Source organism: Actinocorallia lasiicapitis (assembly GCF_054778695.1).
In genome coordinates this window covers 1-25,470 of the sequence record NZ_BAAGZI010000045.1, presented here as the reverse complement: position 1 = coordinate 25,470, position 25,470 = coordinate 1, and the positions used below count along the sequence as shown (strand labels likewise).

Genomic DNA, 25,470 nt, shown 5'->3' with positions numbered 1-25,470 from the left:
GCGCGGCACCCGGGCACGGCTGCTGTCGCTGACCGGCCCGGACGCCCACGCCCGGCTCGCCGTCCGCGCCCTGGCCTCGATCCCCGACGCCGAACTGGTCGTCGCGGGCGGTCCCGGCTCCGCCGACCTGGAGACCGACCCGGACGCCACCGCCCTGCGGCTCCTCGCCAAGGACGAAGGCGTCGAAGACCGGCTGATCATGGTGGGCGCCGTCCAGCGCAGGCAGCTTCCCCGCCTCATCCGCTCCGCCGACCTGGTGCTGGCACTGCACGGCCACGACCCGTTCGGGACGGTCGCGCTGGAGGCCATGGCCTGCGGAGTCCCCGTGGTCGCCCACTCCTCGGGCGGGCACCTGGACTCCGTGCTCGACGACGTCACCGGGCTGCTGGTGCCGACCCTGCCGCCCGCCGGGCTCGCCCACCGGATCCGCGGTCTGCTCGCCGACCCGGTCCGCCGTGAGGCCCTCGGCATCGCCGCCGCCGACCGCGCCCGCTCCCGGCACGGCTGGGACCGCATCGCCCAGGAGACCCTGGCCGTCTACGAACGCCTCGCGACCTGCCCGGCCTGAGGAGGGCTCAGCCCAGAGCGGCGGAGACCACGGCGCGCGCCTCGTCCTGGACGAGGGCGAGGTGCGCGTCGCCCAGGAACGACTCGGCGTAGATCTTGTAGACGTCCTCGGTGCCGGACGGCCGGGCCGCGAACCACGCGTTCTCGGTGGTGACCTTGAGCCCGCCGATCGGCGCGCCGTTGCCGGGCGCGGCGGTCAGGACCGCGGTGATCGGCTCGCCCGCCAGCTCCTTGGCGGTGATCTGGTCGGGTGACAGCCCGGCCAGGACGGCCTTCTGCGCGCGGTCGGCGGGGGCGTCCACCCGGGCGTAGCTGGGGGAGCCGTACTGTTCGGTCAGCCCGGCGTACAGCTCGCTGGGCGAGCCGCCGGTGACGGCCTGGATCTCGGCCGCGAGCAGCGCGAGGATGATGCCGTCCTTGTCGGTGGTCCAGACGTCGCCGTCGCGCCGCAGGAACGACGCGCCCGCGCTCTCCTCGCCGCCGAAGCCGAGGGAGCCGTCGAGCAGCCCGGGGACGAACCACTTGAAACCGACCGGCACCTCGACCAGCCGCCGGCCGAGCCCCGCCGCCACCCGGTCGATCATGCTGCTGCTGACCAGGGTCTTGCCGACGCCCGCGCCGCCCGGCCAGCCGGGACGGTTCGTGTACAGGTACTGGATGGCCGCGGCCAGATAGTGGTTGGGGTTCATCAGCCCGGCGTCGGGGGTGACGATGCCGTGCCGGTCGGCGTCGGCGTCATTGCCGGTGGAGATCTGGAAGGCGTCCCGGTTGGCGATCAGCGACGCCATCGCGTGCGGCGACGAGGAGTCCATCCGGATCTTGCCGTCCCAGTCGAGGGTCATGAACCGCCAGGTCGGGTCGGCGAGCGGGTTGACGACCGTCAGATCGAGCCGGTGGGCCTCGGCGATCGCGCCCCAGTACTCCAGGCTCGCGCCGCCCAGCGGGTCGGCGCCGATCCGCACCCCGGCCGCCCTGACCGCGTCCAGATCGACGACGTTCGGCAGGTCCGCCACATAGGCGCCGAGGTAGTCGTACGACTCGGCTCCGGCGAGCGCCCGCTCGTAGGGGACGCGCCGCACCGCGCGGAGCCCGTCGGCGATGATCGCGTTGGCGCGGTCCTGGATCCAGGTGGTGGCGTCGGTGTCGGCGGGGCCGCCGTGCGGCGGGTTGTACTTGAAGCCGCCGTCGGCGGGCGGGTTGTGCGACGGGGTCACCACGATCCCGTCGGCCAGATGCGTGGTCCTGCCCCGGTTGAACGCCAGGATCGCGTGCGAGACCGCGGGGGTCGGGGTGTAGCCGTCCTGCCGCCGGACCGTCACGCCGTTCCCCGCGCACACCTCCAGCGCCGTCACCCGGGCGGGCTCGGACAGAGCGTGGGTGTCGGCGCCCAGGTAGAGGGGGCCGTCGGTGCCCTGCGCCGCCCGGTACTCGCAGATCGCCTGGGTGGTGGCCAGGATGTGCGCCTCGTTGAACGAGGTCTTCAGCGACGAGCCCCGGTGCCCCGACGTCCCGAAGGCCACGCGCTGCGCGACGTCCTCCGGATCGGGGGTGAGCGCGTAGTACGCGGTCACCAGCCGGGCGACGTCGACGAGGTCGGTGGGCTGTGCGGGCTGACCGGCGCGCTCGTGAACCATGCCCCGATCCTATCGAGGCCGTTCTAGCGAGGGGGCTGGCAGGAGGGGCACCAGAACAGGTTCCTGGCGACGAGCGGCTCCGTCCGCACCTCGGTGCCGCAGACCAGGCACGGCATCCCGGCCCTGCGGTAGACGTAGACCTCGCCGCCGTGGTCGTCCTCGCGGGGCGCCCGGCCCATCGCCTCGGGGGTGTGCTCGGGCCGGACGGTGTCGATCCGGCCGATCCGCTCGCCTTCGGCCATCAGTTCGACCAGATCGGTCCAGACGGCCTTCCACTCCTGCTCGGTGAGGGCGCGGCCGGGCAGGCGCGGGTCGAGGCCGTGCCGGAACAGCACTTCGGCCCGGTAGACGTTGCCGACCCCGGCGAGGATCTTCTGGTCCATGAGCAGGGCCGCGATCGACGTCCGGCTCCGGGAGATCCGCCGCCACGCCAGGTCGGGGTCGGCGTCGGGGCGGAGCGGGTCGGGGCCGAGCCGCTCGTGGATCAGCCGCTTCTCCGGCTCGGTGATCAGCTCGCAGACCGTCGGGCCGCGCAGGTCGGCGTAGTAGTGCTCGCCGTTGGCCAGCCGCAGCCGGATCTGCCCGACCGGGGCGGGGACGGGTGGCCGCCCCCACCACACGCCGCCGTACAGGCCGAGATGGACGTGCAGCCAGCCGGCCGGGAACTCCAGGAACAGGTGCTTGCCGTGGCCGTCGCGGCGGAGCAGCGGGGTGCCGTCCAGCAGCGCGGCCCCCTCGGCGAACCGGCCCTGCGGGCTGGCGGCGGCGACCGGGCGTCCGCCGAACGCCTCGTCGTAGGCGCGTGCGAGACGGTGGATCACATGACCTTCGGGCACGGGACGACCCTACCGCCGGGCTCTGCGGGGCGACGCCGTACCTTGGTCCCTGTGAACGCGACCCGCAGGGATCCCGACCGCCGCAAGGCGCTGCTGGAGGCCGCCGACGCGGTGATCCTCCGGGAGGGCCCCGCCGCGTCCATGGCCGAGATCGCGGCCGAGGCCGGCGTCAGCAAACCGATCCTCTACCGCCACTTCGGCGACAAGAGCGGCCTCTACCAGACCCTCGCCGAACGGCACACCCGCAAGCTGGTGAAGCTGGTCCGCGAGAGCTTCGCGACGGGCGGCGGCCTCCGCGACCGCGTCTACGGCGGCATCGACACCTATCTGGCGACGGTCTCCGCCAACCTCAGCCTCTACCGCTTCCTGATACACCGGGCCAGCGCCGAGGACACCGGCACCCACAGCGTGATGGGCACCGTCATCCAGGGGCTCGGCCGTGAGATCGCCGACCTGATGGTGGCCGAGGCGCGCTTCGCCGACGAGGCGTACGGCCAGGTGCGGGGGCAGGTCTGGGGCCACGCGATCGTCGGGATGGTGCAGAACGCGGGCGACTGGTGGCTCGACCACCCCGAGGTCCCGCGCGAGACCGTCGTGGAGAGCCTCACCACCCTCATCCTCGAAGGACTGCCCGCCGCGACCGGCCTCCCCGCCGACCCGCCCTAGGTTCCGCTGCGGGACTTCGGCAGGAGATGGGCGTAGATGATGACGTTGTCGGCGAAGTGGCGGCGGTCCTCGTTGAACCTGCCGCCGCAGGTGATCAGACGGAGCCCCGCGTAGTTGACGCGCCCGTAGACGCGGCGCGTCGGGAACAGGGCCTTGTTGACCTGCTCCAGGGCGTCGACCGCGAAGGTCGCGGTGGTGCCGTCGGCCCGGTCGACATAGATCTTGTCGTTCTTCTTGATCTTGTGCGCGTTGTAGAAGACCGCGCCGCCCTTGTCGTCGTCGTAGTGGCCGACGATGATCGACGACCCCCGGCTGCCGGGGGAGGGGCTGCTGCGGAACCAGGCGGCCTCCTTGGCGCGGGACGCGTCCGGGACCGCGATGCCGCCGTCGGGGTTCTCCCCGATCTCCCCGATCTTGGCGTTGACCGACGCCGACGGGATCCGTAGCCTGCGCGGCCCCGACGACCCCATCGAACTCCCGTCGGGGATGTTCCAGATCGCCTCGGGGCCGCCGAACGTGCGGTACTTCGGCGGTTCCTTGTGCTCCCAGCCGCGGGCCACCGCCGCCAGGCCCAGCAGGGCCAGGCCGCCCGCCACGACGACCGTCTTAGCCACGGGCGCGGCGCATCCAAGCCGTGGCGCCGAGGATCGAGGCCGCGCCGAGCAGGCCGACGCCCGCCAGCGCCACCGGGGTCGGGCCGTCCTCCATCGAGCCGCCGAAGCCCGTCTCGGGGCCGCGCTGGTAGCACTTGCCCTGCCACTTGCCAGAACTGTCCTGGTAGCAGCGGTTCTGCGAGGACTTCTTGACGGTCACCGCACCGCTGATCTTCCGGTTGGACGGATGGCAGATCAGCGTGATCGGGTACGTCTTGTAGGCGGCCTTCGGGGTGACCATCACCGAGACGTCGGCCTCGCCGTCCCGGACGGTCGTCTCGACCTTCCCGAACGCCTGGCTGGTGACCGTCGCGGCCCCGTCGTTGGTCGCGCAGTTCTCGCCGGTGGACACGCCGATGGTCTGGCCCCGGTAGGCGGTGCTGGGGTTGACCTCCAGCCCGCCGTCGGCCCACGCGGGCGCCGCGCCGGCCAGGAACACGGTACCGACGGCCAGAGAACCGACCAGAACGCCGCGCATGGAACACCTCCGCAATCCGACAAGACTGCTTTGGGTCGTTCCCCGCTCACAGACCGTAACTCCTGCTTTTGCCTAGGCTTGACCGCCTCCAGTGATGTCATCGGCGATGTCACGGGTGCCGTAGCCCTCGGGGGCCGCCACCTCGACGATCGGATCGTCGCGGTCGTCGAACTCCACGCGAAGGGCCTTCGCCATCGTCGCGTGCATCTCGTACAGGCAGATCGTGTAGGTCAGTTCGAGGATCTGCTCGTCCGGCAGATGCCTTTTCAGGACCGCGAACACGTCGTCGTGGACCCGGCCGCCGCCCAGCACGAGCGCGTCGGTGTAGGCGAGCACCGCCCGCTGCCGCTCGTCGAACAGGTCGGAGACCTCCCACGAGGTGACCGCCTTGATCATCTCCTCGGAGACGCCCAGCGCCCGCATCTGCTTGCAGTGCTGGGAGTAGACGAACTGGCTGCCGCGCGTCCAGCCGGCCCTGGTCTGGCCGAGCTCCCGCAGCAGCGGATCGACCGTGGTCTCCCGGTAGACCTGGAAGCCCTGCACGCAGTGCTTGAAGATCTTCGGGTGCAGGGCGAACACGGTCCACCAGGTGCCGGGGGAGCCGGTGGCCGTGCCGGGGCCGTCGACCGGATCGGTCTCCGGGCCGAACAGCCGGTCGTAGAAGAAGGCGATCAGCTTGTCCTGGACCTCTTTGCGGCGGACCTGGCGGAGTCTCGGCATACGTCACACCGTCCTGTCGGCGGCGGTCCTGGGGGTGTGGCGGACGTCCTCGGGACGGTCGAGCTCCCTGGTCCAGCCGGCGAACTCCACGAGGATGCCATCGGGGTCCTTGAAGTACAGGGAACGCACGAAAACCCCCTCCTCCCAGTCCTGGGCGACGCCGAACTCGCTGTCGTCGTGGTTGAGGATCATCCCCACCTCGACGCCCTTGGCGAGTAGCTTGTCGCGGTACTCCTCGATCTTCTCGGGGGCGACGTCGAACGCGATGTGGTTCATCGAGCCGACCGCCGAAAGCAGCTCGCCGCGCTCGGGCAGCTCCTTGGGGGCGCTGACGCCCGGCACGCCCTCGGGGGCGTCGGGGAACCAGAAGAAGGCGAGCGCGTTGCCGCCCCCGGCGTCGAAGAAGAAGTGCTGGCCCCAGCCCATCGGCAGCTCGATCGTCTTGATCAGCGGCATACCGAGCACGCCCTGGTAGAAGTCGACGGTGCGCGCCATGTCGCGGCAGACGAGGGCCAGATGGTTGACACCGCGCAGCTCGAACTCGCTGTTGATCCTTTCCACGGCCTTCACCTCGGGGGAGTAAGTGATCGCTTTCATGTCCATCTTGGCGGGTTATGGCCGCTTGCGAAACCCTTACGGCGCCACGGCTTGCTTGGCGTAACCGGCCACGACCCGATAACCTGCTGCCATCATGCGAAACGGACCGATTTCCCAGAACGCCCAGTGGTGGCGTCGCTGAGGCGGCGCGGGTTCAGCATGTGATCTGACCAGCGACCGTCCTCGGGGCGGTCGTTTCGCGTTTCCGCCTCGTGGTGAATGAGTTCAGGCCCGAAGGAGACCAGGGTGGACACGCAATACCAGACGGCCGGCGGGATCGCCGTCACCCGCACCGCCACGGCCGTCGCCGCCGACAGCGAGGCCGACCTGCTGGCACGGCTCGTCACGGCCGTCGAGACCAGACGCGGCGGCGTGCTCAGCTCCGGCATGGAGTATCCCGGCCGGTACAGCCGCTGGGCCACCGGCTACACCGACCCCGCCGTCGAACTCGTCGCCCGGGGACGGCGCATCGAGGCCGTCGCGCTCAACGACCGCGGCCGGGTGCTGCTGCCCGTCATCGCCGACGCCCTGCGCGCCACCGGCCAGGTCGAGATCGACCAGCCCGGCCGGATCGAGGTGCACGTCCCGCAGAGCGACGCCGTCTTCGCCGAAGAGGACCGCAGCCGCCAGCCGACCGTCTTCACCGCCCTGCGCGCCGTCGCCGACCTGTTCAAACCCGCCTCGCCCGACGACGCCGACCCGGCGCTCGGCCTGTACGGCGCGTTCGGCTACGACCTCTCCTTCCAGTTCGAGCCGATCCGCCAGGCCATCGCGCGCGAGGACGACCAGCGCGACCTCGTCCTGCACCTGGCCGACGAGGTCCTCGTCATCGACCGCAAACGCGAGACCTACACGCGGTACGCCTACGAGTTCGCGGTGCCCGGCGGCGGGACGACCGCCGGGCTGGCGCGCGCCACCGAACCGACCCCCGTGCCCGTGCCGCGCGAGGTGCCCGCACAGCCCGTCCCCGGCCGGTACGCGCAGATCGTCAGGGAGGCCAAGGAGAAGTTCATCCGCGGCGACCTGTTCGAGGTCGTGCCAGGACACGTCATGTACGGGCCGTGCGAGTCGCCCGCGCGCTTCTTCGACCGGCTCCGCGAGACCAACCCCGCGCCGTACGAGTTCTTCTTCAACCTCGGCGAGGGCGAGTACCTCGTCGGGGCGTCACCGGAGATGTTCGTGCGGGTCAGCGGCGACCGGGTCGAGACCTGCCCGATCTCCGGGACCATCCAGCGCGGCGGCGACCCGCTCGAGGACGCCGAGAACATCAGGACCCTGCTGTCGTCGGCGAAGGAGGAGTCCGAGCTGACCATGTGCACGGACGTCGACCGCAACGACAAGTCGCGGGTCTGCGTGCCGGGCACCGTCAAGGTCATCGGACGCCGGCAGATCGAGATGTACTCCCGGCTGATCCACACCGTCGACCACATCGAAGGGCGGCTCCGCCCCGGGATGGACGCCCTCGACGCGTTCCTCACCCACATGTGGGCCGTCACCGTCACCGGCGCGCCCAAGACCTGGGCGATGCAGTTCATCGAGGACAACGAGGAGACCCCGCGCCGCTGGTACGGCGGCGCCGTCGGCTATGTCGGGTTCGACGGTTCGATGAACACCGGCCTGACCCTGCGGACCGCGCAGATCCGTGACGGCGTCGCCGCCGTCAGGGCCGGGGCGACCCTGCTGTACGACAGCGACCCCGACGCCGAGGAACGCGAAACCCTCCTCAAGGCCAGCGCCCTGCTCCAGGCCCTTTCGTCGTCGCAGTCGGCCGCCGCGCCCGCCGCCGCGGAACCGGAGCCGGAGCGGGCGGGGGAGGGGCTGAAGGTCCTGCTCGTCGACCACCAGGACTCCTTCGTCAACACGCTCGCCGACTACTTCCGGCAGCAGGGCGCCGACGTCACCACTCTGCGGTTCGGCTTCCCCGAGGCCCTGCTCGACGAGCTCGATCCCGACCTGGTCGTGCTGTCGCCCGGCCCCGGCCGTCCGGCGGACTTCGACACCTCCGCGCTGCTCAAGACCCTCGACGCTCGCGGCACCGCCACGTTCGGCGTCTGCCTGGGCCTCCAGGCGATGGTCGAGCACGCGGGCGGTGAACTCGCCACTCTCGCCTACCCGCAGCACGGCAAGCCGGGCCAGGTCACCTCGGTGAACAGCCGGGTCCTCGCCGGGATCCCCGACACTTTCACCGCGGCCCGCTACCACTCCCTGCACACGACCCGCGAACTGCTCGGCGACACCGGCTTCACGATCACGGCCGCCACTCAGGACGGCGTCGTCATGGCCATCGAGGACGACGCCCGCCGCCGCTGGGCCGTCCAGTTCCACCCCGAATCCATCCTCACCGCCGCAGGCGGCCACGGCCACCGCATCATCACCAACGTCCTGAACCTCGCAAGAACCTGACCAGCAGCCTCAGTTCCCTGATCCCGGCGGGCCCCGTCCTCACGACGGGACCCGCCGCCGCTACCCTTGACCGTGCAGTACAACGACATGGTCCTAGCCCTCCGCTCCGCCGGCTGCGTCTTCGCCGAAGACGAAGCCGACCTCCTCCTCGCCACGACCACGAACGCGGCCGACCACCTCCGGATGGTCGCCCTCCGAGCTGAGGGCCACCCCTTGGAACACGTCGTGGGCTGGGCCGCCTTCCTGAATCTCCGCATCAAGGTCACCGAGGGTGTCTTCGTCCCCCGCCGCCGCACGGAGTTCCTGGCTGCCACCGCCATCTCCCTGACCCTGCCCGGATCCACGATCCTCGATCTCTGCTGCGGCTCCGGCGCGGTCGCCGCCGCTCTGGCAGCCGCCCTCCCCACCCTGACGGTCCACGCCTCAGACCTGGACCCCACCGCCACGACCTGCGCCCGCACCAATCTCCCGACCGCCGACATCCACACCGGCGACCTCTTCGCCCCCCTCCCCGTTCACCTGAGGGGAACCCTCGCCACCATCACCGCCAACACCCCCTACGTCCCCACCACCGAAATCCCCTTCCTCCCGCCGGAAGCCCGAGACCACGAACCGGACTTCACCCTCGACGGTGGCCCCGACGGCCTCGCCCTCCAACGTCGAGTGGCCGCCGAGGCCCCCCTCTGGCTGGCCCCCGGCGGCCACCTCCTGGTCGAAACCACCGAATCCCAAGCCGAGATCACCGCCGCCTTCTTCGCGGAGGCCGGCCTCACCTCCGAAATCCGTACAGACGAAGACCTGGCCGCCACCGTCGTCGTCGGCACCCGCTGACTCGCGATCACTCGCGTCACCTGGGAACCTAGGGCGGCATCCAGAACCGAGCACCGGGGAGAGAACCGCATGGAGAACGAGCCGCGTTTCCGTAGTGACGTCACCGTGGAGTTGGTGAAGCACAACGCCTCCGACCAGGACGTCCTGTGGGCGGCCAGGGTCTCGACGGCGGGCGAGCAGTCTCTCGACGAGCTCAAGAAGGACCCGGAGCGCTCCAAGGGGCTGATCAACTATCTGATGCGCGACCGGCACGGCAGCCCGTTCGAGCACAACTCCATGACCTTCTTCGTCAGCGCGCCGATCTTCGTTTTCCGCGAGTTCCACCGGCACCGTGTATGGAGTTACAACGAGGAGTCGGGCCGCTACAGGCAGTTGGATCCGGTCTTCTACGTTCCCGGCGCCGACCGGAAGCTCGTGCAGGAAGGGCGTCCGGGGCACTACGACTTCCGGCCGGGGACGGCCGAGCAGCACAAGATCGTGACTGAGGCGATGGAGCAGTCGTACCGGCAGTCCTATGCCGCCTACGAGGAGATGCTGGAGGCCGGGGTGGCTCGGGAGGTGGCTCGGGCGGTGTTGCCGGTCGGGTTGTTCTCGTCGATGTACGCGACGTGTAATGCGCGGGCGTTGATGCATTTTCTGTCGTTGCGGACCAAGCATGAGGACGCGGCGGTGCCCTCGTTCCCGCAGCGGGAGATCGAGATGGTGGCGGAGAAGATGGAGGCGGCGTGGGCGGAGCTCATGCCGCTGACGTATGCCGCGTTCAACGCCAACGGGCGGGTTTCGCCGTAGAAAGCGCGCGACGGCTGATCTGGTCGCCGGGTCGGGACCAGATTCAGCCGTTCAGACGCGGGACCGCCGAGGGTGGAGGCGGTCGGGGGTTAAGGCGGCGGCCGGTCAGGCCGGGGGTTTCGGGGAGCGGCGGCGGCGCGGACGGTCGAGGGTCGGGGCGGTGGCCGCCGGGACGGGTTCGGGAGGCGGAGCCAGGTCGAGGGGCGCCGCGTCGAGGGGCCCCGAGTTGATGAAGCCGGGGTTGTGGGGGCAGCCTTTGCGGAGTTCGGCGTGGAGCGAGTCGTGGTGGATCCGGCTCGGGTGGACGCCGAGCTGGCCGAGCCGGGTGACCGTCTCGGAGACCATCTCGGTGGGGCCCGCGACGTAGGCGTCGTGGTCGGTCCAGTCGCGGAACCGGCCGAGCACCTCCGACACCATGCCCTGGAGCCCCTCGTAGGTCGGGTCCTCCGAGACGACCGGCACCACCCGCAGCCACGGATAAGTGGACTCCATCAGGCGCAGGTCGTCGAGGTCGTACAGATCGCGCGGGGTGCGGACCCCCCAGATCAGATGGATCTGGCGGCGCTCCCGGCGCGCGATCACCTGCTCCATGATCGCTTTGACGGGCGCGAGCCCGGTGCCGCCGGCGACGCACAGGAGGTCGCGTTCGGATTCGGGGTCGAGCCCCATCGTGCCGAGCGCCGGACCCAGCAGGATGGAGGTGCCGACGGCCGTGTGCCGGACCAGTGAACCGCTCACCCAGCCGCCGGGCAGCGCCTTCACGTGGAAGCGGAGCAGCCCGTCCTCCCGCGGCGCGTTGGCGATCGAGAACGGCCGCCAGACCCGCGGCCACCGCGACGTCTGGACGGTGACGTGCTGGCCGGCGCTGTAGGGCAGCGGCTGCCCCGGCCGGACGGTGACCACGGCGACGTCGGGCGTGCGCCGCTCGTGGTCGACGACCTCCGCGATCCACCAGGGCGGTGAGATCTCGGCGTCGACGTGGGCCGCGCTGGTCATCATCCCGGCGGCGGCGGTGTAGGCGGCCGTCCAGGCCTCTTCCACCTCGGTGTTCCAGGCGTCGCCGAGGAATTTCCGGATCGTCGCGAGCAGTGCCGCCCCCACCGCGGCGTAGTGCTCGTCGAAGACTCCGTACTTGCGGTGGTCACGTCCTAGCTGTCCGAGGTAGGAGGCGAGGGCGTCGGGGCTGTCGAGGCTCCACACGACCGTGGTCAGCGCGCGGAACAGCCGGTCGCGCTGGATGTCCATGGCGGGTGGGAACAGCGCTCTCAGCCTCGGGTTCTCGGCGAAAAGTCGTCCGTAGAAATAGGCCGCGGCCTTCGGCTGCTGGGGTTCGATAAGCGCAAAACTCTCTTTGACGATCCGAGGATTCAGCGTCATGTGTCAATCCGCCCCCCTGGCGAATCAGATTTCCGAATGCGCCGCAAATACGTTCGCGCGCCCACCCCCCACAGCGGCCCGGTCCCGGTACTCGCGGTGCATCTCGCTTAGCTCGGAGTGTTACACCCGAGGTAGACAAGCTCAACCGTTTCGCGGCAAGACGTCCGAGTATCTACTATGAGTAATCATATGAATCGTATCCGTAATGATCCCCACTGTGCGAATACCACTCGGTACGGCACTGGGAGCCTCGTCGGAGCACCATTTTCAGCGGTATTCCGAACGTGAAATGCCGGTCGGTATCGTCCCGGGTGGATAAACCTTGTACTCGGGGAGATAAACCTTCCACCCGGGTGATGGGCGGCCCTTGCGGGCGCCACGGGCGTGTGATCTCCGTCCCGAACGCGGTACGGGGACGGCCGAGTTGCGGCAAGCTACACGCGAACAGTGGGGGAGAGTGAACGGAATGCCACGGCCGATCATCGGTGTGACGACCTATCAGGAGCCCGCGCGCTGGAGCGTCTGGGTTCGCGAGGCCGCTTTGCTGTCCACGTCCTATGTCCGGTCGGTCGAGCGGGCCGGGGGAGTGCCCGTCATGCTCCCGCCGATGGAGGATCTGAGCGCCGTGGCCACCCTGGTCGGACGGGTCGACGGCCTCGTCGTGGCCGGCGGCCCCGACGTCGAGCCCGCCCGGTACGGGGCGGAGGCCCACGACCGGACCGGCACCCCCGACCTGGCCCGCGACCGCTTCGAGCTGGCCGTGCTGCGCGCCGCGATCGAGGCCGACAAGCCGTTCCTCGGCGTGTGCCGGGGAATGCAGCTCCTCAACGTGTGCCGCGGCGGCCGGCTGATCCAGCACCTGCCCGACGTCGTCGGCCACGCGGGCCACGCGCCCGTCCTGGGCAAGTTCTCCAAGCACAAGGTGCAGATCAGCCTGGCCAGCGAGGTCGGGAAGATCCTCGGTGAGTTCTCGGACGTCCCGACCTACCACCACCAGGCCGTCGAGCGGCTCGGCAAGGGCCTGGTGGCCGTCGCCTGGGCGAAGGACCAGGTGGTCGAGGCCGTCGAACTCCAGGGCCACCGGTTCGGCATCGGCGTCCAGTGGCACCCGGAGGAGGGCGACGACCTGCGCCTGTTCGAGGCCCTGGTCGAAGCGTCGCGCCCGGCCTAAGGGCAGACTCGGCGCGGGCCGGTGTAGACGTTCATCTTCGGTGGGCGCAGGAAGCCGACGAGCGTGATCCCGGCCTCCTCGGCCAGTGACACGGCCAGCGAGGAGGGCGCCGACACCGCCGCGAGCACCGGGATCCCCGCCGACCAGGTCTTCTGGGTGAGTTCGAACGAGGCGCGCCCGCTCACCAGCAGCACGTGTCCGGCGAGCGGCAGCCAGCCCTCTCGCAGCGCGTGCCCGACGACCTTGTCGACGGCGTTGTGCCGGCCGACGTCCTCGCGCAGGACGCGCAGTTCGCCCTCGGCGGTGAACAGCCCGGCGGCGTGCAGCCCGCCGGTCCGGTCGAACACCTGCTGGGCGGCGCGGAGCGTGTCGGGCAGCCCGGTCAGCACCGACGCGCTGACCTTGGTGTCGTCGGCGGCGACGTCCCACGGCACCCGGCACGCCAGATCGGCGATGCTGGAGGTGCCGCACACCCCGCACGCGCTGGTGGTGGCGAACGCCCGCGGCTTGAAGTCGACCTCGCGGGCCAGCCCGACGTCCACCACGTTGTAGTCGTCGTCACCACAGTGCTTCATCGCCACCAGGTCGTCCCGGCCGGCGATGATGCCCTCGGCGAGCAGGAACCCGGCGACGAGGTCGAAGTCGGCGCCGGGGGTGCGCATCGTCACGGTCAGCTCGCGCCCGCCGACCCTGATCTCCAGCGGCTCCTCGACGGCGAGGGTCTCCACCCGCTCGGCCTGCTCGCCGGTGTTCCAGCGCTCCACTCTGCGCCGGACGGTCACCCTGCCCATGAACTCACCTGACCAATCTGATGACGACCGACTTCGATGTCGGCGTGTTGCTGATCTCGGCGGTGCTGTCGAGCGGCACCAGGACGTTGGTCTCGGGGAAGTAGGCCGCGCAGCAGCCCTTGGCGGTCGGGTAGGCGACGATCCGGAAGCCTTCGGCCTTCCGTTCTCCGTCGGCCCACTCGCTGACCAGGTCGACGATGTCGCCGTCGGCGAGCCCCTGCTCCTCGAGGTCGGCGGGGCTGACGAACACGACCTTCCGGCCGCCCTTGACGCCCCGGTACCGGTCGTCGAGCCCGTAGACGGTGGTGTTGTACTGGTCGTGGCTGCGGATGGTCTGCAGGATCAGCCGCCCTTCGGGCACCCGCAGCACCTCCAGCTCGTTGACGGTGAAGTTCGCCAGCCCGGACGCGGTGTCGAAGGTGCGGGTGTCGCGCGGCCCGTGCGGCAGCACGAACCCGCCGGGTTCGCGGATCCGTTCGTTGAACTGCTCGAACCCGGGCACGACCCGGGAGATGTGGTCGCGGATCACGTCGTAGTCCTCGGCCATCTCCCGCCAGCCCAGGTCGAGGTCGAGGGTCGCGGCGGCGAGCTCGCAGACGATCCGCACTTCGGAGCGCATCAGCGACGACAGCGGTGCGACCCGTCCGCGTGAGGCGTGCACCTTGCTCATGGAGTCCTCGACCGTCACGAACCGGCCGGAGTCCTGGTCGGTGCGGCCGAGCGCGGGCAGGATCAGCGCCTGCCGGCCGGTCACCCCGTGCGAGCGGTTCAGTTTGGTCGACACCTGGACGGTCAGGTCGCAGGAGCGGAGCGCCGCCTCGGTGACGGCCGAGTCGGGGGTGGCGCGCACGAAGTTGCCGCCCATCGCGAAGAACACCTTGGCCTGGCCGTCGCGCATCGCCCGGATCGACTCGACGACGTCGTGGCCGTGCTCGCGCGGCGGCGCGAACCCGAACTCGGCGGCCAGCGCGTCGAGAAAGGCGGGGGAGGGCTTCTCGTAGATGCCCATGGTCCGGTCGCCCTGCACGTTGGAGTGGCCGCGGACCGGGCAGACCCCGGCGCCGGGCCTGCCGATGTTGCCGCGCAGCAGCAGGAAGTTGACGACCTCGCGGATGGTGGGCACGGAGTTGCGGTGCTGGGTCAGCCCCATCGCCCAGCAGACGATCACCTTCGAGGAGTTCAGGACCTCCCGGTGGACCTGCTCGATCTCGGCGCGGGCCAGCCCGGTGGCCGCGAGGACGTCCGCCCAGTCCAGTGTGCCGGCCGCGGCGGCGAACTCGGCGTAGCCCGCGGTGTGGGTGTCGATGAACTCCCGGTCGACCGCGCCTTCGGCGACCAGCAGATGGTTGAGCGCCTGGAAGAGGGCGAGGTCGCCGTTGAGCCGGACCTGCAGGAACAGATCGGTGAGCCGGGTGCCGTGGCCGAGCAGCCCGGCCGGTTTCTGCGGGTTGTCGAACCGCATCAGCCCGGCCTCGGGCAGCGGGTTCACCGAGACGATCCGCGCGCCGTTCTTCTTGGCCTGTTCCAGCGCCGACAGCATCCGCGGGTGGTTGGTGCCGGGGTTCTGGCCGACCACGAAGATGAGGTCGGCTTCGGGCAGGTCGGACAGATGGACCGAGCCCTTGCCGATCCCGATGGTCTCCGTGAGCGCCGATCCCGACGATTCGTGGCACATGTTGGAGCAGTCGGGCAGGTTGTTGGTGCCGAAGGCCCGCGCGAAGAGCTGGTAGGCGAAGGCGGCCTCGTTGCTGGTGCGGCCGGAGGTGTAGAACACGGCCTCGTCGGGGGAGGACAGGCCGCGCAGCGTCCGGGCGATGAGGCCGATCGCGTCGTCCCAGGAGACGGGCTCGTAGTGGGTGGCGCCTTCGCGCAGCAGCATCGGCGCGGTCAGCCGGCCCTGCTGGCCGAGCCAGTAGTCCGAGCCCTGCGCGATGGCGGCGGCGGACTGCCGCCGGAAGAACTCGGGCCGGACGCGCCGGATCGTCGCCTCCTCCGCGACGGCCTTGGCGCCGTTCTCGCAGAACTCGGCGGTGTGCCGGTGGTCGCCTTCGGGCCAGGCGCAGCCGGGGCAGTCGAATCCGTTCTTCTGGTTGACCTTCAGCAGGGTCTGCGCGGTGCGCTTCACCCCCATCTGTTCCACGGCCATCTTCATCGCCACCCCGACGGCCGGCAGCCCGGCGGCGTGGTCCCTCGGCGGGGTGACGAGGGGGGTGATGGGGGGCTTGCGCGAGGCCATGAAGGGGCTCCTGACTTGGGGCGGCGGTGCCGGATCCAGCGTAAGCGAGGAGGTTGTCGTTCTGGCCGGGGCTGGCCGTGTGCTCGGAAAACAGGTGCGTGATCGGCGTAGCGACTGGTAGCCCTGGGAAACAGTTTTCCTCTCTTATTGGTGCAAACGTTGTATAGCGGGGCTTGTGAACGCAGTGTGACCCGCGTTACGGTACCAAGCGCTTGGTCAGTAAACGTTCCGTTACTGCAAGGAGGAGCTGCCGATGGCGAGCGTTCCGGTTCTGGTCACCAGCCGGGTGCGCGGGCTCCTCACCCAGATCGGTGAACTGTTCATCGTCGCCCTGGAGGGGCTGCGGCGAACCTGGGACATCCGCAACTGGTTCTGGGAGTTCGTGGAGCAGTGCTGGTTCCTGGCACGCGTCACCACCCTGCCGGTCATCCTCATCGCGATCCCGCTCGGCGCGACCGTCGCCCTTCAGGTCGGCGGGCTCGCCGGTGAGCTGGGCGCCAAGTCCGCCACCGGCGGCGCGGTCGTCGTCGGGCTGGTGCGCGAGGTGGCGCCCATCGCCGCGGCCCTGGTCATCGCGGGCGCGGGAGGCTCCGCGATGACGTCCGACATGGGCGCCCGCCGGATCCGCGACGAACTGGCCGCGATGGAGGTGATGGCGGTCAACCCGATCCACCGCCTGGTCACCCCGCGGATGTGGGCGGCGAGCCTGGTCTCCACGATGCTCGCCTCACTGGTGATCCTCTCGGGCGCGCTCGGCGGCTTCTTCTTCAACGTCCTGCTCCAGGACGTCACCCCCGGCGCCTACTTCGACAGCGCCTTCGCCCTGCTGCGGGTGTCCGACCTGTTCGTGACGCTGCTCAAGGCCTGGCTGTTCGGGATGATCGCCGCGATGGTCGCCTGCTACAAGGGCATGACCTGCGAACAGAGCCCGGTCGGCGTGGGCCGGGCGGTCAACCAGGCGACGGTGGTGGCCCTCCTGCTCGTGTTCGGCTTCAACTATGTGATCACCACCATCTACGTCATCGCCTACCCCCCCAAGGTTTGAGACCACATGTTGACGAACGCTCCGCGCAAGGCGGCACTGGGCGCGTCCAGGGGCAGCACGGCGGTGGTGAAGAAGGTCGCCGACGTCTCCGGCTGGCCGCTCTTCCTCGCCCGGGTGCTCCTGTACTCCTTCCGCGACATCCTCTTCCGGTTCAAGTACGCCAAGACCGTGGCCCAGCACGTCAGCGACATCGTCGTCGGCGTGGGCGGCACGGTCGTCGGCGGCGGCATGATCTTCGTGACGTTCACGATGTCGCTGTTCGTCGGCACGGAGGTCGGCCTCCAGGTCTTCACCGGCCTCCAGGTCATCGGCGCCGAGTCCTTCATGGGCCTGGTGGGCAGCTTCATCAACGTCCGTGAGATCACCCCGATCATCGCCGCGATCGCCCTGGCCGCGCAGTGCGGCAGCGCGTTCACCGCCGAGCTCGGCGCGATGCGCATCTCCGAGGAGATCGACGCCCTCGAGGTGATGGGCATCAACTCCTTCGCCTACCTGATCTGCACCCGGGTGGTCGCCGCGATCATCGCGCTGGTCCCGCTCTACCTGATCGCCCTGTTCGCCAGTTTCTTCGCCACCCGGTTCGTGTCCACCGAGTTCTTCGGGCTCGCGCCCGGCGTCTACGACTACTACTTCCACCTCTACCTGCCGCTGAAGGACCTCGTCTTCAGCTGTATCAAGGTCGGTGTCTTCTCCTTCGCGGTCATCACGATCCACTGCTACTACGGCTTCTACGCCAGCGGCGGTCCGGTCGGCGTGGGCACCGCGGCCGGACGGGCGATCCGGCTGTCCATCATCATGATCGTGACCCTGAACCTGCTGCTGTCCTACATCTTCTGGGGTCAGGGCGGAACGGTGAGGTTGTCGGGATGAACACCGATCTTTCGCTCAGCACCAGGTTCGTCATCGCGGTCGTCACGGTCGCGGTCGTCGCGACCTCCCTGTACGTCCTCATCACCAAGCCGTTCGCCGCGCAGGGGATGCCGCTCACCGCGGAGTTCGGCCAGGCGGGCCAGGGCCTGGACAAGACCTCACCGATCAAGATCCGCGGAATGCAGGTCGGCCGGGTCGCCTCGGTCGAGCTGCTGCCCGACGGACGCGCCCGGATCACGATGCGGATCTCCGACGGCCACCGGATCCCCGACACGGTCATCGCGTCACTGGAGCCGGCCTCGGTGTTCGGCCCGAAGTTCATCAACCTGATCCCCGGCGAGCACGAGGCGACCGGCCCGTATCTGAAGCCCGGCGCCCGGATCGAGGACACCACCGACCCGCGCGACCTCAACGACCTGCTCATCGACGCCAACGCCACCCTCGCCCAGCTCGACCCGCGCGACGTCGCGATCATCGTCGACACCCTGGCGCAGAGCCTCCAGGGCGAGGGCAAGGACGTGCGCGCGACCATCGACGACATCAACACGATCGTCGGGGTGGCGCACGAGAACCGGAAGAACGCCGAGAAGTTCCTGCACGACCTCGCCCGGCTGGCCCGGATCCAGGGTGCGGGCGACGACATCGGCGCGATCCTCAACGGCACCAACACCGTCATCGCGACCGCCGCCCAGGGGCAGGGCCGGCTGCGCGGCTTCGCCAACGGCGTCAACGGGGTGTCGGGGATCATCGGCGGCGGCTTCGACCACCACGGCGAAGGACTCAAACAGGGGTTCCGCTCCGGTGAACGGGCCATCGACGTGGTCTCCGCGCAGCTCGGCCTCGCCGGCCCGTCCGTCCGCGCCATCGTCGACCTGCTCCCGCTGTACAAGCAGGTGGGCTGGGCGCCGACGGCGAACAAGGACAAGAAGATGCTGGCCGTCAAGGTCATCATCCCGCTCAACCCCTGCGACATCCTCCTCGGCATCCCGGCGTGCCAGCAGTGGTACTCCACCACCCCGGCCGGCAAGGCGCTCGGCAAGAACAAGAAGGGCGACTGACGGTGGCCCTCACAGACCAGGCGCGGCAGCGCCGCTCCACCTTCGTCAAGCTGCTGCTGTTCTTCGCGGTCACCGGAACGCTGACGTTCCTGATCGCCACCCAGATCGCCCGGGTGTCGTTCAGCGACGGCTACCGGATCACGGCCGTCTTCGACGACGTCAACGGGCTGTTCAACGGCGACGTCGTGAAGATCGCCGGAGCCCCGGTCGGCCAGGTGACCTCGATCAAGGTCGAGCAGGGCAAGGCCGTGGTCGGACTGGAGATCCAGAACAAGTACCGGGTGCCCGCCGACAGCGAGGTCGCCATCCGCTGGCGGTCCGCGGTCGGGCAGCGCGTGGTCTATCTGATCCCCGGCACCGGCACCGAGAAGATCAAGGACGACGCGGTCATCACCAAGACCCACTCGGTGGTCGACATCGGCCAGCTCGTCGACCAGATCGCCCCGCTGGCCAAGGCGCTCAACCCCGAGCAGCTCAACCAGATCCTGACGGCGATCTACGAGGCGCTGGAAGGCAACAAGGCCAACGTCACCCATCTGATCTCCAACGTCGACCAGCTCGCCTCGACGATCTCGGCCCGCCGCACCACGCTCCGCCAGCTCCTCGACGACTACGGCACGATCACCGGGATCATCGCCCGGCGCGACGACCAGATCCGCAAGGTCGTCGACGACATCACCGAGCTGTCGGACGGGTTCGTGAACAACCGCGAACTGCTCGACCAGGCGATCGTCCAGCTCGCGAAGCTGTTCAAGACCTCCGACGCGCTGATCGGCAAGAACGGCGACCAGCTCGCCAAGGTCGTCGCCGGGCTCGCGGTGATCACGGGCGGGGTCGACCGGAACACCGACGCCGTCAAGAACCTCCTCACGGCGGCCGGTCCCAAGCTGGAACGGCTGTTCAGCATCCTCAACGGAGGCAATTACGTGCGTGGCGCGGTGCCCTGCCTGACGATCCTCGACGCGGTCTGCCCCTACCCGGCGATCCTCAAGAGCTACTCCGGCACGCCGCAGAGCGGTGTCGCCCTCCAGCAGATGCTCTCGGGCGGGGTGAGCTGATGGCGCTCAAGTCCTTCCGCGACCGCCGGCCCATCGCGGTCGGCCTGGCCTCGCTGACGCTCCTGCTGCTGGTCATCGCGCTGACCTTCGTGACCGGCACGATGGGCCTGCTGAAGAACCGGTACGAGATGAGCGGGGTCTTCACCGACACCGGCAACGTCAGGACCGGCAACGACGTGATGGTCGCCGGGGTGCGGGTCGGCCAGATCACCGCGGTGGAGCCGAACTTCCACACCGGTGAAGTGGTCATCAAATGGAAGGTCGACCACGGCGTCGATCTCGGCCCCGACACCCGCGCCGAGATCCGGATGTCGAACATCCTGGGCGGCCGGTTCCTGCGGCTGTCGGGCCCCGTCACCAAGCCCTATCTGGAGGATCTGCCGGCTCGCCAGCGGCGCATCCCCGTGACCAGGACCAAGGTGCCGACCACGCTCAACGAGGCGCTGAAGGAGAGCACCGCCGCGGTGACCGGCATCGACACCAAGACCTTCGGGAAGGTCCTGGACCAGCTCTCGGCGTTCACCCCGAAGGACCGCGACCGGCTCGCCCACTCCCTGTCGGAGGTCACCAAGCTGGCGAAGGAGTTCAACGAGTCCGACGGCAAGGTCACCGAGCTGCTGGAGAACAGCGACAAGGTCCTGAAGATCGTCTCCGACAAGGACGCGACCCTGTCCCGGCTCCTCAGGAACGCGATGACCCTGATCGACCAGCTCAAACAGCGCCGCGCCTACCTGACGACGCTCCTCGGCGGGGGCGGCGACGCCGTCCAGTCGGTCACCAAGCTGATCACCACCAAGCAGAAGCAGCTCACCGACATCATCACCGAGCTGGACCACACGCTGAAGGCGATCGATCCGAACGTCGCGGATCTGAACGAGGCGCTCACCTACGCGGGCCCCGGGCTCAACGCGTTCGCCTCCATCGCCGACCAGGGCAACTACCTCGACGTCATCTTCGCGCAGATCGCCCAGCTCTCACCGTCCGACCTCGGCAAGCTGGGCGAGGCGCTCAAGGGGGGCACTCCGTGAGACGGACGATCGCGAGCGCGGTCGCGCTCACCGTGATGGCGTCGGCCGGCGGCTGCTCGGTGGCCGGCGGCGGCACGTACGAGATGACGGTGTACTTCGCCAAGACCCCGTCGCTGTACGAGCAGTCGCGGGTCAAGGTGCTGGGCGCCAACGTCGGCACCATCGAGAAGATCCAGGTGGACGAGGCGCACAGCCGCGTCAAGGTCACCCTGAAGGTGCGGGACGACGTCCCCGTCCCCGCCGACGTGCACGCCGCGATCCTGTCGGCCAGCACCATCGGCGAACGGAACATCATCCTGTACCCGCCGTGGAAGCCGGGCCAGCCGAAGGCGCAGGACGACCACGTCATCGAGCAGGACCACACCGATCTGCCGGTCGAGATCGACGACGCGCTCGCCGCGTTCACCTCGCTCGCCCAGAACATCGACCCGACCGAGCTCCGCGACACCTTCAAGGGCGGCGCCGAACTCCTGGACGGCAAGGGCAAGAAGATCAACGACGGGTTGCAGACCGTCGGGAACTTCACCGACAAGCTCGCCGCCCAGGACAAGCGGATCGTGGAGCTGGCCACCAAGCTCAACGATCTGGCCGCCTCGCTGAACCGACGGGACGAGAAGCTGAAGGCCCTGTTCAACGCCTTCAACACGGTCGGCACCCAGCTCGCCCAGGAACGCAACGACATGCAGCGGTTCCTCGGCGGTCTGGAGGCCGTCATCACCCAGGGCGGCGGCATCGTCGAGGTGTACGAGGAGAAGCTGCCCGGCACGGTCGCCGAGCTGTCCGAGATCGTGATGACGCTCAAGGCCAACAGCGGCTCCATCGCCGAGTCGATCAAGATGCTCTCGAAGTTCACCGACGCGGTCGTCAAGAGCTACGACCAGCGCCGGAAGGTCATCACCGTCCGGCTCCAGCTCAACGAGATCGCCCGCGTCTGGCTGCAGCCGCTGTTCACCGCCATGGGCTGGGGGCCGGTGCCCTGTGTGGGCAGGCCGCTCAGCAACTGCAAGGACAAGACGGTCAAGAAGACCGCCGCCGACGGCAAGCAGAAGAAGGCGGGGGCCCCGTGAAGAAGCTTCTCGCCATCGCCCTGATCGCGACTTCGACCAGCGCCTGCTCGTTCCAGACCTTCGGCGCGCCGAAGGGCGGCTACGAGTTCAGCGCCCGGTTCGACGACGTGCAGGGGCTGGTGGTCGGGCACAGCGTGCAGATCTCGGACGTCCCGATCGGCACGGTCATGGCGATCGAGGTCGATCCCGACTTCCACGCCAGAGTGGTCATGCAGCTCGAGCCGGGCAAGCATCTGCCGATGGGCGTCACGGCCGTCATCGCCAAGACCTCGCTGCTCGGCGAGAACTACGTGAAGATCGTGCTGCCGGCCGGCGCTTCCCTGGACCGGCCGCCCTACCTGCCGGAGAACTACGCGATCACCGACACCGGGGTGCAGCCCGACCTGGAGTCGATCAGCGAGAAACTCGGCCCCGTCATCGCCGCGATCGGCGGCGACGACCTGCACACCATCATCGACTCGCTGGCCACCGCTCTGCAGGGCAAGGGCCCCGATCTGAACGAGCTGATCGAGAAGCTCCGCCAGACCACCGACAGTTACGCCAAGGCCGACGACGACATCGACACCGTGATCGTCGGCCTGGCCAGGCTGGGCGGCTCGCTCGCCAGGAGCGGCGCCGACCTCGACGAGCTGCCGGGGCGGCTGGAGCTGGCCACCCGGCGGATCCAGGACGACAAGAAGGAACTGAAGGCGGCCGTCCAGCAGCTCGTCCACCTCGGCGAGTCGTTCAACGCCAAAGTCCAGAACGAGCACGCCGTCCGGCTCCAGAACCTGCTGCGCAGGCTCGACCGGATCCTCAAGTCGATGTCCCGTGGCCGCAACGACCTGAAGGCCCTCACCAAGGACCTGTACTCGGGGATGCTCGCCGCCCCGTCGCTCACCTACCAGGGCGAGGGCCTGATGCAGGCGTGGCTGGCGGGCGTCTTCCCGCTCGACTCCAACGCCAAGCACATCACCGCCAACGGCGGCATCGGCGAGGACATCCCCGCGCTGAGAACCTCGGTGAAGACGATGATGGGCCTGCAGGACCCCTCGAAGAAGAAGGAGGACTGATGCGCTCCCGGATCCTCCTCAACCTCGCGGCGTTCGCCACACTGGGCGTCGTCCTGATCATCTGGGCGCTGACCAGCATCGTCACGGTCGACGCGCTCCGCCGGCCGTACACGGTCACCGCGGAGTTCGACTCCTCACCGGGCCTGCGTTCCGATCTGGAGGTCTCCTATCTGGGCGTCCGGGTCGGCACCGTCGAGAGCGTGCGGCTGGACACCGGCAAGGTCATCGTGACCATGCACATGAACAAGGACAGCCGGGTGCCGAACAACGTCGACGCGGCCGTGCTCCGCAAGTCGGCCGTCGGCGAGCCGTACATCGAGATGGAGCCGCAGCCGAACGTCGCGGCGGGGCCGCTGCTGAAGGCGGGCGACAGGATCCCGCTGGAACGCACCCATGTCGCGCCCGAGTACAAGGCGCTGTTCGACAAGTTCGGCGATCTGCTGAAGGCCGTCCGCCCCGAGGACGCCAAGACCCTCAGCCGGGAGCTGGCCGCGGGCCTGGAGGGCCGCGACCAGACCCTCCGCGACATCATCGGCGACGCCCACCAGCTCACCGGCACCCTCGCCGCCAACGCCAAGGTCCTCGACGATCTGTCGGTGCAGCTCACCGAGCTGACCGGGACCCTCGCCTCGGGCGGCCCCGCGCTGGCCAACGGGCTCAACGGCCTGGCCGCGTTCATGGACGCCCTGAAAGCGTCACGCGGCGACCTGGACGGGGTGCTGGAACGCGGCCCGCGGTTCCTGACCAACGTGCAGTCGCTGCTGGACAAGTCACGGCCCGGTTTCCGCTGCCTGTTGTCGGCGCTGGCCTGGCAGACCCCGCACGTGTTCACGCCGTCGGCCAAGACCGACATCCAGCACGCGCTCGGCCTGCTCACCACGGAGCTTCCCAACGTCGCGAACAACGTGGTGAAGAAGGAGAAGACGGGGCATTCCTATGCCAACGTCACCATCGCCATCACCGTCGCGGGGCCCGGCAACGCGGCCGTCCAGTACACCAAGCCCGCGGTCCTGCCCGAAAAGCCCGACCTGTACTACTGCAAGGGCAGCCCCGCCGCCTCGACCAAGGACACCAAGAAGAACAAGGACCAGGCGAAGACCCAGGCCCAGCCCGAGACCGGGGCCCCGGCCGCGGGCAACTTCACGGCCGTCAAGGCGCCCGAGCAGACCCAGACCCGGCAGACGTCGGACTCCTCGCCCCTCGGCGCCTGGCTGCCGGTCATCCCGATCGCCGTCGCCGCCCTCGTCCTGGCCTTCACCGCCCGGCGGTCGCTCCGCGTCGCACGCCGCCGCCCCGGCCGCTAACCCCCTTTGGAGATCATCATGAGCAAGGCCACCGACATCGAGGTCGAGACCCCCGAAGCCGAGATCGCCGAAGAGACCACCGCGCCCTCCTTCGAGAAGGCGGAGACCGACACCGACACCGCCGTCGAGACCGAGCTCGCGGCGGAGATGGCCGAGGCGGAGCCCGCCGACGTCCCGGAACCGGCCGAGGCCGCGCAGAAGCCGCGCCGCAGGTTCCGGATCAGCCTGGACGACCGGTTCCTGGCCATCGCGGTGCTGTTCGCGCTGACCGCGTCGATCGTCACGGCCGGGCTGATGTGGCGCGGCTGGCAGGGCGCGCAGTCCGAGCTGGACGCCCAGCGCGACGTCCGCGCCAAGGCCGGCGAGTACGCGACCGCGTTCCTGGTCTACGACTACCAGCACCTCGACGTCTGGCAGCAGAAGCTGGCGAGCCTGTCGACCCCCGAGTACAAGGCCGCCATCACCGACACCCTGAACGAGCAGAAGCCGATCGCCGAGGCGACCAAGGCCGTCGCTTCGGTCACCATCCGCGACGTCTTCATCCCCGAGGTCGACGGCAACAACGCCAAGGCCATCGTCATCTCCGACCACCTGGTCAAGACCAGCTCGGGCACCGTCACCCAGCTCGGGATGCGCACCTACCTCGAGCTGATCAACCGCAAGGGCGAGTGGCTGATCAACGGTCTCGGCTACCAGGGCCTCGACTCCCAGAAGGTCCTCGGCCCGGACGGCCAGCCGGTCGCGAGCAACCCGCTCAGCCCGTCCGCCGACCCCTCCGCCAAGCCGTGAGCCGGGCGCGCGTCCCGGGCTTCCGGGGCGTGCGCGCAGGGTAAAGCCTGAGGTGTGAACGGGTATGCGGTCGTCGATGTGGAAACCACCGGGCTCGACCCGGGCCGGCACGACCGGGTGGTCGAGATCGGGGTGGTGCAGCTCGATCCGGCGGGCCGGGAGACCGGCTCGTGGGGGTCGCTGGTCAACCCGGGACGGGATCTGGGGCCGCAGCGCATCCACCGGATCGTCGCGGCCGACGTCCGGCACGCGCCCGCGTTCGCCGAGCTCGCCGGCACCGTCGCCGATCTGCTGCGCGGCCGGATCGTCGCCGCCCACAATCTGGCGTTCGACGCGGCGTTCCTGGCCGCCGAGTTCCGCAGGGCCGGCACGGACGTCCCGCTCGATCCCGCGTCGGGCGCCTGCACCATGCGGTGGGCTCCGGTGTTCCTGCCCGGCGCGCCCCGCAAC

25 protein-coding genes are annotated in these 25,470 nt (G+C 69.5%); 16 read left to right on the top strand and 9 right to left on the bottom strand.

Going from position 1 to position 25,470, the window contains the following annotated elements; translation table 11 throughout:
• The coding region (locus tag ACYVE7_RS08325; RefSeq protein ID WP_460363986.1) for a glycosyltransferase at positions 1 to 568 on the top strand (568 nt) is incomplete at its 5' end.
• 7 nt (positions 569 to 575) lie between these two features.
• Here ACYVE7_RS08325 and pgm read toward each other — a convergent pair.
• Together pgm and ACYVE7_RS08315 are read right to left on the bottom strand one after the other, a co-directional pair.
• A complete protein-coding gene (gene pgm, locus ACYVE7_RS08320; protein ID WP_460363985.1) occupies positions 576 to 2,201 on the bottom strand; it encodes a phosphoglucomutase (alpha-D-glucose-1,6-bisphosphate-dependent) in 1,626 nt (541 codons plus the stop codon).
• 23 nt (positions 2,202 to 2,224) lie between these two features.
• Entirely contained in the window at positions 2,225 to 3,037 is an 813-nt protein-coding gene (locus tag ACYVE7_RS08315; RefSeq protein WP_460363983.1) for an Fpg/Nei family DNA glycosylase, read from the bottom strand.
• A gap of 51 nt (positions 3,038 to 3,088) precedes the next feature.
• Between ACYVE7_RS08315 and ACYVE7_RS08310 the strand changes: the two genes are divergently transcribed.
• Positions 3,089 to 3,703 carry a TetR family transcriptional regulator gene (locus ACYVE7_RS08310; RefSeq protein ID WP_460363982.1) on the top strand — a complete coding sequence of 205 codons (615 nt, stop codon included), beginning with the start codon at positions 3,089 to 3,091 and terminating at the stop codon, positions 3,701 to 3,703.
• Here ACYVE7_RS08310 and ACYVE7_RS08305 read toward each other — a convergent pair.
• The 4 genes from ACYVE7_RS08305 to ACYVE7_RS08290 all read right to left on the bottom strand — a co-directional run bounded on the left by ACYVE7_RS08305 (position 3,700) and on the right by ACYVE7_RS08290 (position 6,151).
• The gene (locus ACYVE7_RS08305) at positions 3,700 to 4,317 is read right to left on the bottom strand and encodes a class F sortase (protein ID WP_460363981.1); all 618 of its coding nucleotides are present in this window, start codon (positions 4,315 to 4,317) and stop codon (positions 3,700 to 3,702) included. The two genes, ACYVE7_RS08310 and ACYVE7_RS08305, sit on opposite strands and share 4 nt — an antisense overlap.
• Positions 4,310 to 4,834, bottom strand: a complete 525-nt coding sequence (locus ACYVE7_RS08300) for a hypothetical protein (protein ID WP_460363980.1) — start codon at positions 4,832 to 4,834, stop codon at positions 4,310 to 4,312. The genes ACYVE7_RS08305 and ACYVE7_RS08300 overlap by 8 nt, the downstream gene beginning before the upstream one ends.
• 72 nt (positions 4,835 to 4,906) lie before the next feature.
• Positions 4,907 to 5,554: a carboxymuconolactone decarboxylase family protein gene (locus tag ACYVE7_RS08295; protein WP_460363979.1), complete on the bottom strand. Its 648-nt coding sequence runs from the start codon at positions 5,552 to 5,554 to the stop codon at positions 4,907 to 4,909.
• Between the two features lie 3 nt (positions 5,555 to 5,557).
• Positions 5,558 to 6,151 carry a VOC family protein gene (locus ACYVE7_RS08290; protein WP_460363978.1) on the bottom strand — a complete coding sequence of 198 codons (594 nt, stop codon included), beginning with the start codon at positions 6,149 to 6,151 and terminating at the stop codon, positions 5,558 to 5,560.
• Positions 6,152 to 6,397: 246 nt separating this feature from the next.
• On the opposite strand from ACYVE7_RS08290, the gene ACYVE7_RS08285 reads away from it, so the two are divergent.
• The 3 genes from ACYVE7_RS08285 (at position 6,398) to thyX (ending at position 10,174) form a co-directional block, all read left to right on the top strand.
• The gene (locus ACYVE7_RS08285; protein ID WP_460363977.1) at positions 6,398 to 8,554 is read left to right on the top strand and encodes an anthranilate synthase component I; all 2,157 of its coding nucleotides are present in this window, start codon (positions 6,398 to 6,400) and stop codon (positions 8,552 to 8,554) included.
• A 72-nt stretch (positions 8,555 to 8,626) separates the two neighbouring features.
• Positions 8,627 to 9,385, top strand: coding sequence for a putative protein N(5)-glutamine methyltransferase (locus ACYVE7_RS08280; protein ID WP_460363976.1), 759 nt, complete (start codon positions 8,627 to 8,629; stop codon positions 9,383 to 9,385).
• A 69-nt stretch (positions 9,386 to 9,454) separates the two neighbouring features.
• A complete protein-coding gene (gene thyX / locus ACYVE7_RS08275; protein ID WP_460363975.1) occupies positions 9,455 to 10,174 on the top strand; it encodes an FAD-dependent thymidylate synthase in 720 nt (239 codons plus the stop codon).
• A 105-nt stretch (positions 10,175 to 10,279) separates the two neighbouring features.
• Here the strand turns inward: thyX and ACYVE7_RS08270 are convergent, their stop codons facing one another.
• A complete protein-coding gene (locus ACYVE7_RS08270) occupies positions 10,280 to 11,551 on the bottom strand; it encodes a globin domain-containing protein (protein ID WP_460363974.1) in 1,272 nt (423 codons plus the stop codon).
• 487 nt (positions 11,552 to 12,038) lie between these two features.
• Here ACYVE7_RS08270 and ACYVE7_RS08265 point away from each other — a divergent pair, with 487 nt between their 5' ends.
• Positions 12,039 to 12,722: a gamma-glutamyl-gamma-aminobutyrate hydrolase family protein gene (locus ACYVE7_RS08265; RefSeq protein ID WP_460363973.1), complete on the top strand. Its 684-nt coding sequence runs from the start codon at positions 12,039 to 12,041 to the stop codon at positions 12,720 to 12,722.
• On the opposite strand, the gene fdhD is transcribed toward ACYVE7_RS08265, so the two are convergent.
• On the bottom strand, positions 12,719 to 13,513 hold the full coding sequence (gene fdhD, locus ACYVE7_RS08260) for a formate dehydrogenase accessory sulfurtransferase FdhD (RefSeq protein WP_460363972.1): 795 nt from the start codon (positions 13,511 to 13,513) through the stop codon (positions 12,719 to 12,721). The two genes, ACYVE7_RS08265 and fdhD, sit on opposite strands and share 4 nt — an antisense overlap.
• A 4-nt stretch (positions 13,514 to 13,517) precedes the next feature.
• The gene (locus ACYVE7_RS08255; RefSeq protein ID WP_460363971.1) at positions 13,518 to 15,749 is read right to left on the bottom strand and encodes an FdhF/YdeP family oxidoreductase; all 2,232 of its coding nucleotides are present in this window, start codon (positions 15,747 to 15,749) and stop codon (positions 13,518 to 13,520) included.
• A gap of 253 nt (positions 15,750 to 16,002) precedes the next feature.
• On the opposite strand from ACYVE7_RS08255, the gene ACYVE7_RS08250 reads away from it, so the two are divergent.
• From ACYVE7_RS08250 to ACYVE7_RS08205, 10 genes are all read left to right on the top strand, one after another.
• Complete coding sequence (locus tag ACYVE7_RS08250; RefSeq protein ID WP_460363970.1) at positions 16,003 to 16,794, top strand: MlaE family ABC transporter permease; 792 nt, start codon at positions 16,003 to 16,005, stop codon at positions 16,792 to 16,794.
• Between the two features lie 6 nt (positions 16,795 to 16,800).
• Positions 16,801 to 17,664, top strand: a complete 864-nt coding sequence (locus tag ACYVE7_RS08245) for an ABC transporter permease (RefSeq protein WP_460363969.1) — start codon at positions 16,801 to 16,803, stop codon at positions 17,662 to 17,664.
• The gene (locus ACYVE7_RS08240; RefSeq protein ID WP_460363968.1) at positions 17,661 to 18,722 is read left to right on the top strand and encodes an MlaD family protein; all 1,062 of its coding nucleotides are present in this window, start codon (positions 17,661 to 17,663) and stop codon (positions 18,720 to 18,722) included. The genes ACYVE7_RS08245 and ACYVE7_RS08240 overlap by 4 nt, the downstream gene beginning before the upstream one ends.
• Positions 18,723 to 18,724: 2 nt before the next feature.
• Complete coding sequence (locus tag ACYVE7_RS08235) at positions 18,725 to 19,780, top strand: MCE family protein (RefSeq protein ID WP_460363967.1); 1,056 nt, start codon at positions 18,725 to 18,727, stop codon at positions 19,778 to 19,780.
• The gene (locus ACYVE7_RS08230; RefSeq protein ID WP_460363966.1) at positions 19,780 to 20,808 is read left to right on the top strand and encodes an MCE family protein; all 1,029 of its coding nucleotides are present in this window, start codon (positions 19,780 to 19,782) and stop codon (positions 20,806 to 20,808) included. Before ACYVE7_RS08235 ends, ACYVE7_RS08230 begins: the two co-directional genes overlap by 1 nt.
• Entirely contained in the window at positions 20,805 to 21,875 is a 1,071-nt protein-coding gene (locus ACYVE7_RS08225; protein ID WP_460363965.1) for an MCE family protein, read from the top strand. The genes ACYVE7_RS08230 and ACYVE7_RS08225 overlap by 4 nt, the downstream gene beginning before the upstream one ends.
• Entirely contained in the window at positions 21,872 to 22,927 is a 1,056-nt protein-coding gene (locus tag ACYVE7_RS08220) for an MCE family protein (RefSeq protein WP_460363964.1), read from the top strand. The genes ACYVE7_RS08225 and ACYVE7_RS08220 overlap by 4 nt, the downstream gene beginning before the upstream one ends.
• Positions 22,927 to 24,231 (top strand): MlaD family protein, encoded by a 1,305-nt coding sequence (locus ACYVE7_RS08215; RefSeq protein WP_460363963.1) that lies wholly within the window; start codon positions 22,927 to 22,929, stop codon positions 24,229 to 24,231. Before ACYVE7_RS08220 ends, ACYVE7_RS08215 begins: the two co-directional genes overlap by 1 nt.
• Before the next feature lie 18 nt (positions 24,232 to 24,249).
• Positions 24,250 to 25,020, top strand: a complete 771-nt coding sequence (locus tag ACYVE7_RS08210) for a hypothetical protein (protein WP_460363962.1) — start codon at positions 24,250 to 24,252, stop codon at positions 25,018 to 25,020.
• A gap of 54 nt (positions 25,021 to 25,074) precedes the next feature.
• Positions 25,075 to 25,470, top strand: a 396-nt coding sequence (locus tag ACYVE7_RS08205) for a 3'-5' exonuclease (protein ID WP_460363961.1), incomplete at its 3' end; no start/stop codon positions are given.

Bases quoted from the DNA above. Each gene is read 5' to 3' on its own strand.
- pgm (WP_460363985.1), bottom strand. From the start codon at position 2,201: ATGGTTCACGAGCGCGCCGGTCAGCCCGCACAGCCCACCGACCTCGTC.
- ACYVE7_RS08300 (WP_460363980.1), bottom strand. From the start codon at position 4,834: ATGCGCGGCGTTCTGGTCGGTTCTCTGGCCGTCGGTACCGTGTTCCTG.
- ACYVE7_RS08295 (WP_460363979.1), bottom strand. From the start codon at position 5,554: ATGCCGAGACTCCGCCAGGTCCGCCGCAAAGAGGTCCAGGACAAGCTG.
- ACYVE7_RS08290 (WP_460363978.1), bottom strand. From the start codon at position 6,151: ATGAAAGCGATCACTTACTCCCCCGAGGTGAAGGCCGTGGAAAGGATC.
- thyX (WP_460363975.1), top strand. From the start codon at position 9,455: ATGGAGAACGAGCCGCGTTTCCGTAGTGACGTCACCGTGGAGTTGGTG.
- ACYVE7_RS08270 (WP_460363974.1), bottom strand. From the start codon at position 11,551: ATGACGCTGAATCCTCGGATCGTCAAAGAGAGTTTTGCGCTTATCGAA.
- fdhD (WP_460363972.1), bottom strand. From the start codon at position 13,513: ATGGGCAGGGTGACCGTCCGGCGCAGAGTGGAGCGCTGGAACACCGGC.
- ACYVE7_RS08255 (WP_460363971.1), bottom strand. From the start codon at position 15,749: ATGGCCTCGCGCAAGCCCCCCATCACCCCCCTCGTCACCCCGCCGAGG.
- ACYVE7_RS08250 (WP_460363970.1), top strand. From the start codon at position 16,003: ATGGCGAGCGTTCCGGTTCTGGTCACCAGCCGGGTGCGCGGGCTCCTC.
- ACYVE7_RS08245 (WP_460363969.1), top strand. From the start codon at position 16,801: ATGTTGACGAACGCTCCGCGCAAGGCGGCACTGGGCGCGTCCAGGGGC.
- ACYVE7_RS08240 (WP_460363968.1), top strand. From the start codon at position 17,661: ATGAACACCGATCTTTCGCTCAGCACCAGGTTCGTCATCGCGGTCGTC.
- ACYVE7_RS08230 (WP_460363966.1), top strand. From the start codon at position 19,780: ATGGCGCTCAAGTCCTTCCGCGACCGCCGGCCCATCGCGGTCGGCCTG.
- ACYVE7_RS08215 (WP_460363963.1), top strand. From the start codon at position 22,927: ATGCGCTCCCGGATCCTCCTCAACCTCGCGGCGTTCGCCACACTGGGC.
- ACYVE7_RS08210 (WP_460363962.1), top strand. From the start codon at position 24,250: ATGAGCAAGGCCACCGACATCGAGGTCGAGACCCCCGAAGCCGAGATC.